This is a genomic window from Dyadobacter fanqingshengii (genome assembly GCF_023822005.2).
Lineage (GTDB): Bacteria > Bacteroidota > Bacteroidia > Cytophagales > Spirosomataceae > Dyadobacter > Dyadobacter fanqingshengii.
In genome coordinates this window covers 2,394,341-2,408,349 of sequence record NZ_CP098806.1, presented here as the reverse complement: position 1 = coordinate 2,408,349, position 14,009 = coordinate 2,394,341, and the positions used below count along the sequence as shown (strand labels likewise).

The following is a 14,009-nucleotide window of genomic DNA, read 5'->3' as shown; positions in this document are numbered from 1 at the left end:
TGAACATTGTTCCCTGAGCATTCGAAATTACTTTTTAACTATCTTGTAACTCTTTCCGTTGGCGGTAATTGTATACAAACCCGTTGGGAATTTGCTCATATCAAGCGTCATGGCATTCAGATTTTGTCTGGATATATGGAGTTTTATTCCTGCCACATTGGTTACTTCTACCAGTCCCAGCACTTTTTCTGATTCAATGCTCAGCATGTCGGTTACTGGATTAGGATATGCCTTAATCGCATCGTTTTCAGCGATTTTGGTGCTTACAACACGGCTGTAATTAAACTTGCCATCAAGATCCACCTGCCTGATTCGATAGTAATAAACGCCTGAGGGCAGAAATTCTTCCTGATATTCGTACGTGTTTGCACTTTTCGAATTTCCTGCTGCTTCAATCGTTTTGATGTTGGTAAAAAAGATCGCATTACTGCCACGCTCCAGCTCAAAATGCGACGCATCCATTTCCTGGGAAGTTGCCCATTGAATAAGGGGACGGCTATTTCCGGTGTTCCGAACATTGAAATACTTCCATACAACCGGAAGCGAAGTGCCGGAAACGGCGAGGCCCGGCGAGAAAATGGTGTTTTTGTTTGAGTCGACGATTTTTAGTTTGTAGAAACCTGTCGTCGCGGTCCATTGCTGCGAAGTGCTGAGCACCTGATTGCAATTATCTGCATTAAGCCAGTTGTATACCGACCCCCCCGGGATATTTGGTCCGGTGAATGTCAGATCGGTGCTTCCCGGTGTTTGTGTAGCAGTAACTTCGGCTGGTGGCAGGGCCGGATATGGCGTCGATTGGCTCATAAAGTCGCTGGTGATCTTATCGTTCCAAAAACCAGCCAGAGAGATCAAACCTGAATAAACATTGCCATCGGGAGAAGGCGTAACGCCATCGCCGCGAAAATGGACCTCGTCGCTGCGATACTGAATGTCGTAATAGGGGTCCGTTTCAGGGCCCTGATAAACATGGGCATAAGTTCCGTCGTTGTTGATCAATTCATTTTGAGCTGCTACAACATTGGCGGAAGTCCTTGTAGCACCATCAAAAGTGAAACGCGATGCCCGCGCCACAATCCACGCCAAATTGCTTTTGCCCGAAAGGTTTCGGCTTGCATTGATCACTTCCCATAATTTGTCACGGTAGCGGTCTTTCGGGTTCACTGTTAGTGAGCTTTCGATAAAATTATCCGTTTCCCCCTGATGCCAGAGCACCGCGCGAATGCCCAGCTGGGCAACGTAATTATTTAATGCAAGTCTGAGGTGCCCGAAAGGCAAACCCCGGGGAAAAGTGTAGCCAAAGGGTCCGGTTGTAACAGCATTCGGGTCAATGGTTTGTCGCCATTCCTCAATTCCCGTGCTCGACCAGCCCGCATTGAAAATCATGACAGGCACTTTATATTTTTCATAAATTTTGTCCCCAAATGAGCCCCAGCACCATGCGTAATTTCCAAATGGAGCTGTTTTCGTGCTTGCATCCAAGTGTACAAATTCAGGGCAAGGCAGTTGCACATTGTTGTATTCCGTGATCGTACCGCCGCTGACATTTTGAAAATTCACGCTGTTAACCTGATCATTCGATGCACCCGGGCCATTGGGATTGGCGTCGCCACCCGTTGCATTGGACTGACCTGCAACCACAAAAATCTCACCGACACCCACACGTTCGACGCTGGCAAGTTTAGGTTCACTTCCATTTTTGACTCCACGCACTTCAAGCTTGTACCAGCCGCCCTTAATGGTCATCATGCCGTAGAAATGCCCTCCATATGGTGTTGCATCAATAATTGTCCAGCCACCACCAATAGGAGCGGCCTCGCCTTCACCTGTGACACGCGGAATAAAGCGTGCTTCTATTTGTTGAAAAGGTTCTGTGATATACCCTCCAATATATACGTTGGCTTCATTAGCATTGTTTCGCTGAAAAACGGCTCTCTCAGTAGGAAAAGTTACGGTAACCTGTGCAAAACTTAAGTGAGAAACTAATAGAAGGAGGAGGTAAGAAAGACGGAGTAAATTTTTATTCATAGAGTAATCGTTATTATGGTTTGTTATTGGTTTAATTAAAAAATTTTATAATCGACTGGGCACAAGTGTCTTGACTCGTCGGGGCTGATTTCTGTCAGTCTGGTCGGGGTGAGAACCTATCAGGAATGAAAAAACGTCGGATTGAAATTAGTCAATGATCTAGTAATTCTGCATGTTCTGTAATATTATTTATTTATCGGGTTGTAGTGTATAGGGGATTTTTCCGGGCTGCCGAATTAAATTAGAATCCGCTACTTTTGTGAAATGGTAAATATGATTCCGCAGAATTTAAGAGAAATAATGATCCACAACGCCCAGGAAGTGCAAAGTGACCTGGCCAAGGATCATGCACCTGTTGTGAAGCTACATTCAAAATACGGCAAGGCGATCTGGCTGCTTTCGGAACTGGACGCGACCAACAACATTGCATTCGGCCTATGTGATCTCGGGCAGGGGAAACCCGAGCTAAGCTACGTTTCCATCACTGATCTCGAAAGCATCAAGCACGCAAGGCTAAGAGTTCCCATGGTAGAAATTGATCCCGCCTTCGATGGCAAATATCCCATGAGTGTCTACCTGGAAGCCGCCAAGGCTAATAAGCGGGTGACAGAGGATGAAGCGCTGCTGAGAGAAGCGGCACTTAAACTCTCCATTTAAATTTCGTCACCCGCTCACTTTCTTGTCCTAGTTCAATGTTTTCGCCTTTGGGGGGATGGTATCTTTGTATCAACAAAAACAAAGAGAACTAAACTTTTGGAAAACATGGAAAATACAATCAACGGGATACATCACATTACAGCCATTGCCGGTGATGCCAAAAAAAATTACGACTTCTATACAAGGGTTCTGGGTTTGAGAATGGTGAAAAAAACCGTCAATTTCGATGACCCGAACACATATCACTTTTATTATGGCGACAAAGAAGGAACGCCGGGCACAATCCTGACATTTTTTCCCTGGGGCAGCCAAATTCCTGCGGGGCGCCGGGGAACCCGTCAGGTTACTGAAATCGGTTATTCTGTTCCGGAAGGAAGCCTTGATTTTTGGTTGAAAAGATTGGATGCTAACCATGTGACCTATAATAAGGTTGCTGAAAAATTCGGAGAACAATATCTGACATTCCTGGATCCAGACGGTCTGAAATTTGAGCTTACTGTTCCAAAAACAGTCGATAACAGAACGCCTTATGGAACAACCGAAGTGACTGCCGAGAACGCAACACGCGGATTTCACAGCATTACCATTACCAGCAACAAAATCGAAGAAACCGCCAAAATTCTGACGGATATTTTTGGATACAAATTACTGGAACAACATGTTAACCGCTTCCGGTTTGTAACTGACGCGGTTGAGAATGCAGCAATCGTCGACCTGGTTGAAGTCCCTGGCGAAAGGGCCGGTCACGTGGCGGGCGGATCTGTTCACCATGTTGCTTTCAGGGTTGCTAATGATGATATTTTAATGGAATTCCGTAAAAAAGTCATTGAAGCCGGGCACCAGATCACGGATAAAATAGACCGGAATTATTTCTATTCACTTTATTTCCGTGAACCAGGTGGCGTGTTATTTGAAATTGCAAGCGATAACCCTGGATTTGCAACGGACGAAACGGTTGAGGAGCTGGGGACAGGTTTGCAACTTCCACCCCAATACGAACCCCGCAGGGCCCAGATTGAAAGTGTGCTTCCCAAATTGGTTTAAGGAAAACATGCTAGTTAGCCGGACTGCATATCAGCCCGGCTAAGTTTTAAACATTATATTCAAATATCATGTATACCCATAGCAAGCAAATCATAAAGGACGGAGTGGCGATTGGCGAAGCCAAAAAAGCCATTGTCACGTTACATGGCCGGGGCGGTTCTGCGGAAGATATTATTTCGCTAAAACGAGTGCTTAATATCAGTGATATGGCCATTTATGCGCCAAAAGCAACTAATAACAGTTGGTATCCTTATAGTTTCATGGCTCCTGTGGCGCAAAATCAGCCTGCATTGGATTCGGCGCTGGCGCTTATTGGTCAGCTGGTTGCGGACATTGAGGCAGACGGAATAGCAGCGGAAAACATATATTTTGCGGGGTTTTCGCAGGGTGCATGTCTTACATTGGAGTATACCGCCAGAAATGCAAAGCGCTATGGCGGGATTATTGCCTTTACGGGTGGACTGGTCGGAGAGGAGATGACTGAGGAGAGTTATCAGGGAGACTTTGCAGGGACGCCTGTGTTCATTGCTACGGGTGATCCCGATCCGCATGTGCCGGTTTCCCGGGTTAAGGAAAGCATTGCGATTTTGGAGCGGATGAATGCTTTCGTAACATTCGCGATTTATCCAGGACGCCAGCACACGATTTCTTCGCAGGAAATTCAGCTAGCTAACAAGCATGTTTTAGGTGCATAAATTTCAGCAGAAAGTTAATGTAAGGAAGTGATGAAAGACAACATTTTGCATAAGGCCGATTCCCGTTTCGTGGCCGATCACGGCTGGCTGAAAAGCGCACAGACATTTAGTTTTCATGATCATTATGATCCGCAAAGGATTCAGTTTGGCGCTTTACGGGTTTTAAATGATGATATTGTGAATGGTGGAAAAGGTTTCGGCAAACATCCGCACGACAATATGGAAATCATTTCGATTCCATTGGAAGGCACATTGGAACATCAGGATAGCATGGGCAATGTGGCGGTTATTAAGCCGGGTGAAATACAGGCAATGAGCGCAGGTACAGGCATTTATCATACGGAGTTTAACAAAGATCCTGCTGAGCCTGTAACCTTTCTCCAGATATGGCTTTATCCGGATAAATTAAACGTAACCCCACGCTACGACCAGCTCGATTATAGTAAAGGTGATAAGCACAACAAATTTTTGCAAATTCTTTCACCCGATCCGAACGACGAGGGCGTGTGGATCCAGCAGCAAGCGTGGTTCCATATCGCGGAACTAGACAAGGGTTTTGAAACTAATTTTTCCCTGAAGCAAGCCGGTAATGGACTGTATGTGTTCGTAATGAAAGGGAAAATTGTTGTGAATGGTCAGTCTTTGGACCAAAGGGACGGCTATGGCTTGTGGCCAGATCCAGATGTGAAAATCACTGCCGACAGCGACGCAGAAGTGCTTTTAATGGAGGTTCCGGAAAAGTGGTGAAATATGTGAAGCCCATCGGCGAATGATTAAAAGCTTAATTCCAATAACATGGCAAATATAAATATTCTCGTTCTGGCCGATCATGCAGAAATACTGGAAACCATCATTCGACTGATCAACAAAAATGCCGGATGGAATGGCACAGGCGTTGCCAGTTATGCCGAGGCGCAGGAAGCTTTGAAGATAAGTAAATTTGATTTAGTACTTTTAGGCGTTGGCGTGGATGACGAAGCTGAATCGCAAATTTTGCGCCTATGCGAGTCAATTGCGCCTGAAACGATCTGCATGCGGCATTATGGAGGAGGAAGCGGCCTGCTTTCCTCGGAAATCCAGCATGCGCTCGCGCAACGGTAACTGAAACAAATTGAAGCATGTTTGAAAAAATAAATAATTATGCACTGCGGTGCATGATGTTCGCTCCCGAAGATCTGGAGTATTTCGATTCTCTGCTTCAATTCAAAAAATACCCCAGGAAGAGCTTCCTATTGCAGGAAGGCGAAATATGCCAGTTTGAAGCCTACATTCTGAAAGGCTGTATCAGGACTTATCACATTGACAATTCCGGCGCGGAAGTTACATTGCAGTTTGCAGTGGAAGACTGGTGGGTCAGCGACATTACCAGCTTCCAAAACCAAACGCCGGGCCTGGTGTACATTGAAACGCTTGAAGATTGTGAGCTCCTGGTCCTCACACCGGAAACCAAAGAAAAATTACTCGCAAAGGTGCCCGGCTTTGAACGAATGTTCCGGCTTATGGTGCAGCGAAATCTTGCTCAATTGCAGGAAAGGCTCTTCCGCACCATTTCCACGACTGCTGTCGAAAAGTATCTGGATTTCCTTAATCGTTACCCCGCCATTCCACAACGTGTCGCCCAGCACTACATCGCGTCATATCTGGGTTTCTCGCCTGAATTCCTCAGTAAAGTGCGAAAAAAACTGAGTGAAAAGTAAAATAATGTTGCACCTGTACACGGGTGCTTGCGCCTATACGGCGTAAAAACCTCCACAAATTTTATAACGAATTCTTGATTTCGGCATATTTAATGCATTGGAACAATAATTTTTGTAACAGTGTCATAACCAAATAAATATGAGTCATGGCAAGTAATTCAGCAGTAGTAGATATACTCAATGATCTGATCCTTATTAACAACGACCGTATTGAAGGGTATAAAAAAGCAAGTGATGAAACGGATGGTTCAGACACAGATCTGAGATCGTTATATTCAAATCTCGCAGACCACAGCCGTAACATTAATTCGGAACTGACCAGTGAAGTGACAGCATTAGGCGGAGAGCCAGCAACGGGGACAATGGTTTCCGGTAAATTATATAGGACCTGGATGGATGTGAAGTCAGCATTCAGCAATGATGGCAGAAAAACGTCTCTTGAAAATTCCGAGTTCGGTGAGGACGCTGCACAGAAAGCGTATGAAACAGCATTGCAATCAGATGAGCTGACCGCTGATTTGAGAATATTGATAACAAGACAAAAAGCGATACTAAAAGACGGACACGATACAATCAAACGCCTTCGTGATTCAGCACAAGCCGCACATTAAGCGATTCATCATCAACGAACTAAGGTAAAGGGCCGGCATCTGTCGGCCCTTTATTTTTGTGTAACTGTGCCCGCAGACGCTTCGCTGGACAACAATGTTAAGGTCGTTCCCACGCGGATGAGTTACCCGCTCACCCAAGCGTCACTTAACGGAGCGCATCATCGCACGGCCCTCCATAGGATTGCGGAACGAATAGTAAGTCTGGAAGGAATTGGTGGGATAAATATTAGTTATCCAGCTCCCGATTCTTTTGATTTGGAAGCTGGATAATTTTCGGAACATAACATGTTCAATATGAGAACCCTCATTTACGCCTGCATGGCAATTGATGTCTGCACCGCCGTCTTTTTGCTGTTTTCTATTTTTAGCAGCGACCAGGATTCTGCCGGGAAAGCAATGGTGTTCCTGCCCATTCTTTTGCTAATCGGTTGTGCGGTCGCTTCCTATTTCCTAATGAACAGCGGACACGCGACGTGGGCGCTGGTCATGAGCGGATTCCCGGTGATTATCATAGGTTATCTGGCCTTTATATCATTTACCTGATCAATTCTTGCTTTGCGGTTTTTTTGTCAAGTTGTCGTCGTGCTTGCGGCTGGTCGAGTCGGCATTCAGGTTGGATTGATTAGCTGGATAGCCCAGGCTGTCGTCTTGATTGTCCTCACCAACACCCGTAGCTGCTCTGCTTTCCGCGCCACTGCTGTCATTTGGTGTGGTTTCCGACTTGCTGCCTGAACCTTCACTTCCTTTTTCTGAATCATTTACTGTTCCGCATGAAGAAAGTGAAATGCATAATGCAAGCGCTGACATTGTAAGAACTGATTTTAATGCTTTCATAATGAATGTTAGTTTGTTGAAATAATTAATTTGGAATTTCGTCCAGGATTAGCTTGGCTACCCGGTCAATGGATTTTAATACAACTTCTTCCGGACTGCCAGAAAAAACTTCCCGTACTGCCACGGATTTTCCTTTCAAGTATGCATGAATAAATATCGTTCCCACGGGCTTTTCCGCGGTTTCGCTGCCACCTGGTGTGGTCAGGCCCGTTATAGCAATGTGGATATCAGCCGGAATAAACCTCTGTAAACGCTCGGCCAGCTCATGCGTAACTTCCGCACTTTCGGGTGTGAACGTATCGATCATTTTCTTGGGAACCCGTAAAATTCCGATTTTCAGCGATGCGTCATAGCAGACAAGACCACCTTTCAAGACTTTTCCAGACTCAGGACAAAGGGAAAACTCTGCCGAGAGCCGGCCAGCGGAGGCACTTTCCACGAAAGCCACTGTAAGGCGTTTGGCCGCCAGTGCGCTACTGCAATCCTTTATAATTTGTGAAGGCATAAGCGTATTATTTTGTATTGGAAAGTTGAATAAGCAAACCTTCATCACCGCCCAGCGTGATAATGTCCTCTGCTATCATACCGATTCGTTCCACTTCCGTTCCCAGTAAAATAGTTCCTGTGAAAGATTCTTGTCTGGGTTTAAAGTAGGCCGGTCGGTGGCTGAGATTCAAGATGATAAGAAACTTTTCATCACCCCACTCGCGGATATAAGAGATCAGTTGCTGGTCGGCGTAGACGGGCCTGTAATCGCCAATGTTCAGTGCCGCATGTTCTTTGCGCAACCGGATCAGTTTGCGGTAAAAGGAAAGTTTGGAATATTCATCATCTTTCTGCTTATCCACATTCACGCGGCCTGAATTGATCGGCAATCTCAGCCAAGGCTTATGGCCGGAAAATCCTGCATTAATGTCACTGCTCCACTGCATGGGTGTACGTGAAGGATCGCGACTTACATTCAGATCAGGCATATTCAATCCTTGAGGATCCACGATTTCGTTCATCGGGATAGGCACATCACGCATGCCGATTTCGTCACCGTAGTAAATAGTAGGCGTGCCGCGCAACGTAAGCAACATTAATGCGGCTACTTTGGCCTGCGCACGCCCTACGCGGCTCGAAATCCTGGGCTTATCGTGATTTCCCAACACCCAGTTTGGCCAGCCATTTTCAGGAAGCGCACCTTCGTATTCATCTATGGCCATTGCAATCTGCGGCGCGTCCCAGGGCAATGTTAAAAGCTGGAAGTTGAAAGGCAGATGTGCGCCCTTGTTATCCTGTCCGTAATAGGTAACCAGCTTGTGGATGGGAAGATAAATCTCGCCAATCAGCACGCGCTCGTCGTACTCGTCCGTAACCGCACGCATCATGCGTACAATGTCATGAACTTCGGGCTGGTCTGTCGAGTATACGGGTGTATAATGGTCGTATATCAGGTCATTAGCATCATAAGTTGAGCCTGGGAATGGTGGGTTATCACGCAATTGTGCATCTTTAATCATATGCCACATCACGTCTACGCGGAAACCGTCAATCCCTTTATCCAGCCAGAAACGCATTACATTCATCATGGCCTCCTGCACTTCCGGATTGCGCCAGTTCAGGTCTGGCTGCTCTTTAAGGAAAGCGTGATAATAATATTGTTGGGTGGTGTTATCCCATTCCCAGGCATGCCCGCCAAACACGCTTAGCCAGTTGTTGGGAAGCCCGCCATCATTTTTTCCATCGTGCCAGATATACCAGTCGCGCTTGGGATTGTCCCTCGACGACTTGCTTTCAAGGAACCAGGGATGTTGGTCGGATGTGTGATTGGGAACAAGGTCAAGCAGCAGTTTCATGCCCCGGTTATGCACTTCTTTGAGCAGCTCATCGAAGTCATCCATTGTTCCAAAAAGCGGGTGAATGCCTTGGTAATCAGAAATATCGTAACCGAAATCGGCCATAGGAGATGAAAATACAGGAGAGAGCCACACGCAATCTACTCCCAGCCATTGCAGATAGTCGAGCCTGCTAATAATGCCTGGCAAGTCCCCGACGCCGTCGTCGTTGGAATCCTGAAAAGATCTTGGATAAATTTGATATATAACGCCATGCTGCCACCAAAGATGCTGCGACAGCACGGACGCTTGTGCCATTACTTGCTCCATAATTGTAGTCTTTATCAATGAAAAGACCTTTGGCTTTAAAAAATCGAGCCTGCAAGAATGTTCATATTCTGCATGAACGTGTGTCGTTGGCCAGGCTAAATTGGCCTGAGAGTTAGCGTTTAAAAGTTGTGATCATAATGTCAGCGTCAGAAATTGCTTGAATGCTATGAGCTATGCCAGCATGAAAAGTCATCATCTGACCTGGCGTTGTGTAGAAAATCCTGCCCTGCGTCTCCACCTTTAACTCCCCGGACAAGACTTGAAAACTGAGACATTCACCAATGGCATGGTCGCTCACAACCGCACCGGTTTTCAGCACGGAAAGTACGATTGTAATCTTCTCAGATTTATACACTGTGATCGCATTGCGGTCATTTTTTTCCCAGGAATGTTCTGTTTTAAGCTGTTCCAGATACATTGGGATATCTGTGAACACATAAGGTGCGTCCAGGATGCGGTCTCCTTCCGGACGATTTTCGGTAGATTGGTTTGATTTAATTTCCATTGATGCAGCAGGTTAAAATGAATTTTTCCGGATAGAAAACGTCAGCAAAACCATGCCAAATGCACTTTTAAGGCGGTTAACTCTTATTTGGAATGATTTTTGAGTTACGAAAATTATCTTCTCAAAATTTTCATACAATATAAGGTAACCTAAATGCTACTGTAAAATGGACAAAAAGGAGATATACCTGGTAGACGATTCTGCTGACCACAGATATCTGGTGAGGACGATTTTTAATAAGTTCCTGCCCAATTATCATGTACGTTTTTTTCAGGGAGGACATGAATTGTACCAATTTCTGATCCTGCAATCTTCACCCGATTATACCGGCAGACGCCCCGGTTTGATTATTCTTGACCTTAAAATGCCAGCTATCAATGGTTTAGAGCTTCTGAAATTGCTTCGGCAAACACCGGACAATGCGGATACGCAATGGAAAACCATACCAATTGTCATTTTGAGTAATAACAGTTCGAATGAGATCATAAGCAGATGCTATTTCGCTGGTGCAAACTCTTTTTTTAAAAAACCGGTTGAATTTGAGGAGCTTAGGTTTATGTTGGAGACGATTTGCCATTACTGGTTAGACTACAACAAACTGCCCGCAGTAACCCAAAAGGAGCCAGAACAAAAATCAGCAGAATTAGATCTGGACGAGTAAGATGCAGGCAATTTACAGTACTAAAGGATACATTAACCCGTTTCGGAAAATGTCAATTTTCGGGAGCGGGTTCTGCCTTGTATTTCCTTTAAGTAAATGTGCTGCAATAACCGCGTAGTATTACGCAATGGGTTGCCATTTAATAATTAAAGAGACCGTTCAATAACACAAATACTGCATTTGCGGCCTAATTTGGCTTATTTTGAACGTCACTCATAACTAGCAAACACCGTGGAAAGCAATAGGGAAATCGGCGCGACGATCATTTTATTTGGAATGATAATCTTCTGGGTCATTTCAACAATCAGGAAAAATCAGAGGGCAAAACAGAAGCAAAAAATACTGCGTGAAGGCATCGAGGCAAATGCGACGGTCCTAAATATCAAGCCGACGGGCGAATATTCCAATAACCTTCCGGAATATCAGATGAAAGTCAAAATTCAACACCCAAAAGGCACGGATTTTGTTGCAGAAGTAACCGAGACATTGTCTTACTCAAAATATGATTCAATGAAGCAAGGCAGCCAGGTGCTCGTGAAGTACGACCCGGAATTTTACAAACGGGTTATCTTTTTACAAACTGCCTGACATAAAATTAATACACACCTATTATCAATTAACACACCTATTCGCAATTAATTGCGGTCCTTTCAGGCAATTGCTGCTCACGCGGCGGTTGCCTTTATTTTTTTCTGTAAGCCGCGATCTTTGTATATAACTCGGTAGGTGTAAATGGTTTGCTGATGTAATCGTTCATGCCAACCTGAAAGGCAATGTCCTTGATGTCCAGCATTGCAGATGCGGTGAGTGCAATGATGGGAAGGGTCGCATATTTCGGATCCGGGAGAAAGCGGATTTTGGCGGTGGCTTCGTAGCCGTCCATCTCCGGCATTTGCAGGTCCATCAAAACAAGATCGTAATCATTTTGCTGCACGATTTCGTACGCGATAAGACCGTTTTCAGCAACATCATATTCGATATCCCATTGTTTCATAAAGTTTTTCATCAGGAAAATGTTCACCGCATTATCCTCCACGATCAGCACTTTCATGCCTTTCAAACTCTGAGTATTGGCAATTGAACCGTTTTCCTTGCTTGCGATCTGCGTCTCACTAAGTTTGAAAGTGAGACTAAAATAAAAAACAGAGCCTTCTCCCTGTTTGCTGCGCAGATTGATTGTGCTGTTCTGCAATTCCAGCAATCGCTTGGTAATGGTTAGCCCAAGGCCCGAACCGCCGTATTTTCTGGTTGTATCTGATGTGGCTTGCGTGAAGCTGTCGAAAATGTTGCCGGTTTTTTCTGTGGGTATGCCAATGCCAGTATCCGTAATTTCAAAATCAACCGTTACCGACTCCTTATCGCGGTTTGCCACGGAAGCTGAAACGGTCACTTCGCCGACTTCGGTAAATTTGACCGCATTGCTGACGAGGTTAGTCAGGATCTGGCCGAGCCGCACAGGATCTCCTATAACGGTCAGATCCAGCTGTTTATCGATATCAAGCTTTAATAAGATCCCTTTTTCGTTCGCTTTATGAATGTTACCCGAGCGGATGTTTTCAAGCAGAGAAAAGATGTTAAAATCCACTTCCTCAAATTCTATTTTTCCCGCTTCAATTTTGCTGAAATCCAGGATATCGTTAATGAGCACCAACAGGTTTTCAGCCGAAAATTTCAGAATATTGAGGTATTCCATTTGTTGCGGCCTCGGGTCCTGTTGCAAGAGCAGGTGCGTGAAACCGATCACCGCGTTCATAGGTGTGCGTATCTCATGGCTCATAGTAGAAAGGAATTGTGACTTAGCTACCCCCGCCATTTCCGCTTCCTCCTTGGCTTTAATCAATTCTTGTTCATTCTTTTTCTGGGCATCGATGTCCATGATGGCACCGTAAAGCTTCACCACGCGGCCTGTTTGATCTACAAAAGGCTTTCCGATGGCGTGAATGAACTTAATCTTCCCATCCGGAAGCACGATCCTGAGGTCAAAACTAGCCGGACTCAGATTGTTGATCGCATCTTTGATATGAGAGTTATACAAATGCATATCATCCGGATGGATCATTTTAGAAAATAGCTCGGTGTTAGGGCCGGTGCTGTCAGGTTCCAGGCCGAAGATCCTGAACGCCTCATCGGACCAGTAATTCTGCCCCGTAACCAGGTCAGCTTCCCAGCTTCCGCTGTGCGTCAGTTGCTGCGATTCTGCAAGCATTGCTTCGTTTCGGCGGATTACCTCCTCCGCATTCTTTCGGTGACTGATATCGTGCCACACCACCAGCAATACTTTTTTATTTTCAATGTGCACCGGGTTCAGCGTCACTTCAACAGGGAATTCTTCTCCGTTTAATCGCCTATGGGTCCATTCAAAGCGGTTATATCCCGTTTCGTAGGCTCGCCGGTCCATTTCAAGAGATTTTTCATCTGAACGGCGTCCGTCAGGTTGCACTTCGGGAGAAAACTTGGCAGGATGGATGAGAAGCAGCTCGTTTTTGTTTTTGCATCGCAGCATCTTGACGGCGGCTTCGTTGCAATCCAGGATGCCGCTATCATCGATGAGCAAATGTGCGTCGGTTGAATGCTCGAAGACCACGCTCAGCTTTTCACGCAATGAATAACGTTCGTGAATGTCTGTGATGGAACCCACCATGCGTGCCGGTTTTCCATCAATAAATTTGGCATTTCCCCGGCACTCAAAATATCGGTAACCACTGTATTTTGTGCGAAGTCTGACCTGGACATTGTAGGGAATATTTTGTTCCAGCTGTGCCTTTACTGCAAGGGCGACGATTTCCTTATCGTCCGGGTGAACGAGGAGTTGTGTAAAGTTTTCGTATCCCGGTGTAAATTCATTTGGTTGATATTCAAGAAGTTCAAAAAATCGGTCCGACCAGATCTGCTTATCTGTGTCAAAATCCCAATCCCAGATTCCGGCATTAATACCGGAAATCACCATTTCCAAAGACTCGATTGTAAACTCTGAACGCATTACTTATTTCTTTCCAATATTCATCTAAAATTAAGCTAATTTATAATGTTTAATACTGTTCTAAAACCGATTTTGTAAAACTAGTTTGGTAACTATTGAGCCAGCGGTGATTTGTTTTGCGAATAAAAAACCGGTAACCACATTTAATGT

17 protein-coding genes are annotated in these 14,009 nt (G+C 45.2%); 11 read left to right on the top strand and 6 right to left on the bottom strand.

What is annotated here, in order from left to right; translation table 11 throughout:
• Positions 1-27: 27 nt before the first annotated feature.
• On the bottom strand, positions 28-2,025 hold the full coding sequence (locus tag NFI81_RS09970; RefSeq protein ID WP_234612600.1) for a T9SS type A sorting domain-containing protein: 1,998 nt from the start codon (positions 2,023-2,025) through the stop codon (positions 28-30).
• A 264-nt stretch (positions 2,026-2,289) separates the two neighbouring features.
• Here NFI81_RS09970 and NFI81_RS09965 point away from each other — a divergent pair, with 264 nt between their 5' ends.
• The 9 genes from NFI81_RS09965 (at position 2,290) to NFI81_RS09925 (ending at position 7,272) form a co-directional block, all read left to right on the top strand.
• Positions 2,290-2,682 (top strand): DUF2958 domain-containing protein, encoded by a 393-nt coding sequence (locus NFI81_RS09965; RefSeq protein ID WP_256549266.1) that lies wholly within the window; start codon positions 2,290-2,292, stop codon positions 2,680-2,682.
• 105 nt (positions 2,683-2,787) lie between these two features.
• Positions 2,788-3,726: a ring-cleaving dioxygenase gene (locus NFI81_RS09960; RefSeq protein ID WP_234612602.1), complete on the top strand. Its 939-nt coding sequence runs from the start codon at positions 2,788-2,790 to the stop codon at positions 3,724-3,726.
• Positions 3,727-3,794: 68 nt separating this feature from the next.
• A complete protein-coding gene (locus tag NFI81_RS09955; protein WP_234612603.1) occupies positions 3,795-4,421 on the top strand; it encodes an alpha/beta hydrolase in 627 nt (208 codons plus the stop codon).
• A 30-nt stretch (positions 4,422-4,451) separates the two neighbouring features.
• Positions 4,452-5,168: a pirin family protein gene (locus NFI81_RS09950; protein ID WP_234612604.1), complete on the top strand. Its 717-nt coding sequence runs from the start codon at positions 4,452-4,454 to the stop codon at positions 5,166-5,168.
• A 48-nt stretch (positions 5,169-5,216) separates the two neighbouring features.
• Positions 5,217-5,522, top strand: coding sequence for a response regulator (locus NFI81_RS09945; protein ID WP_234612605.1), 306 nt, complete (start codon positions 5,217-5,219; stop codon positions 5,520-5,522).
• Between the two features lie 17 nt (positions 5,523-5,539).
• Positions 5,540-6,118 carry a Crp/Fnr family transcriptional regulator gene (locus tag NFI81_RS09940; protein ID WP_234612606.1) on the top strand — a complete coding sequence of 193 codons (579 nt, stop codon included), beginning with the start codon at positions 5,540-5,542 and terminating at the stop codon, positions 6,116-6,118.
• 146 nt (positions 6,119-6,264) lie between these two features.
• Positions 6,265-6,729, top strand: coding sequence for a PA2169 family four-helix-bundle protein (locus NFI81_RS09935; protein WP_234612607.1), 465 nt, complete (start codon positions 6,265-6,267; stop codon positions 6,727-6,729).
• Positions 6,730-6,795: 66 nt separating this feature from the next.
• Entirely contained in the window at positions 6,796-6,999 is a 204-nt protein-coding gene (locus NFI81_RS09930; RefSeq protein WP_234612608.1) for a hypothetical protein, read from the top strand.
• 24 nt (positions 7,000-7,023) lie between these two features.
• A complete protein-coding gene (locus tag NFI81_RS09925) occupies positions 7,024-7,272 on the top strand; it encodes a hypothetical protein (protein ID WP_234612609.1) in 249 nt (82 codons plus the stop codon).
• Here the strand turns inward: NFI81_RS09925 and NFI81_RS09920 are convergent, their stop codons facing one another.
• The 4 genes from NFI81_RS09920 to NFI81_RS09905 all read right to left on the bottom strand — a co-directional run bounded on the left by NFI81_RS09920 (position 7,273) and on the right by NFI81_RS09905 (position 10,218).
• Positions 7,273-7,563, bottom strand: coding sequence for a hypothetical protein (locus tag NFI81_RS09920; RefSeq protein ID WP_234612610.1), 291 nt, complete (start codon positions 7,561-7,563; stop codon positions 7,273-7,275). It abuts the gene before it with no gap.
• 25 nt (positions 7,564-7,588) lie between these two features.
• The gene (locus NFI81_RS09915; protein ID WP_234612611.1) at positions 7,589-8,068 is read right to left on the bottom strand and encodes a CinA family protein; all 480 of its coding nucleotides are present in this window, start codon (positions 8,066-8,068) and stop codon (positions 7,589-7,591) included.
• 7 nt (positions 8,069-8,075) lie between these two features.
• A complete protein-coding gene (locus NFI81_RS09910; protein ID WP_234612612.1) occupies positions 8,076-9,713 on the bottom strand; it encodes an alpha-amylase family glycosyl hydrolase in 1,638 nt (545 codons plus the stop codon).
• A 112-nt stretch (positions 9,714-9,825) separates the two neighbouring features.
• Complete coding sequence (locus NFI81_RS09905; RefSeq protein ID WP_234612613.1) at positions 9,826-10,218, bottom strand: cupin domain-containing protein; 393 nt, start codon at positions 10,216-10,218, stop codon at positions 9,826-9,828.
• A gap of 166 nt (positions 10,219-10,384) precedes the next feature.
• Here NFI81_RS09905 and NFI81_RS09900 point away from each other — a divergent pair, with 166 nt between their 5' ends.
• Together NFI81_RS09900 and NFI81_RS09895 are read left to right on the top strand one after the other, a co-directional pair.
• Positions 10,385-10,879: a response regulator gene (locus NFI81_RS09900; RefSeq protein WP_234612614.1), complete on the top strand. Its 495-nt coding sequence runs from the start codon at positions 10,385-10,387 to the stop codon at positions 10,877-10,879.
• Positions 10,880-11,110: 231 nt separating this feature from the next.
• A complete protein-coding gene (locus NFI81_RS09895; RefSeq protein WP_234612615.1) occupies positions 11,111-11,467 on the top strand; it encodes a hypothetical protein in 357 nt (118 codons plus the stop codon).
• Between the two features lie 94 nt (positions 11,468-11,561).
• Here NFI81_RS09895 and NFI81_RS09890 read toward each other — a convergent pair whose 3' ends face one another.
• A complete protein-coding gene (locus NFI81_RS09890; RefSeq protein ID WP_234612616.1) occupies positions 11,562-13,859 on the bottom strand; it encodes a PAS domain-containing protein in 2,298 nt (765 codons plus the stop codon).
• Positions 13,860-14,009 lie beyond the last annotated feature (150 nt).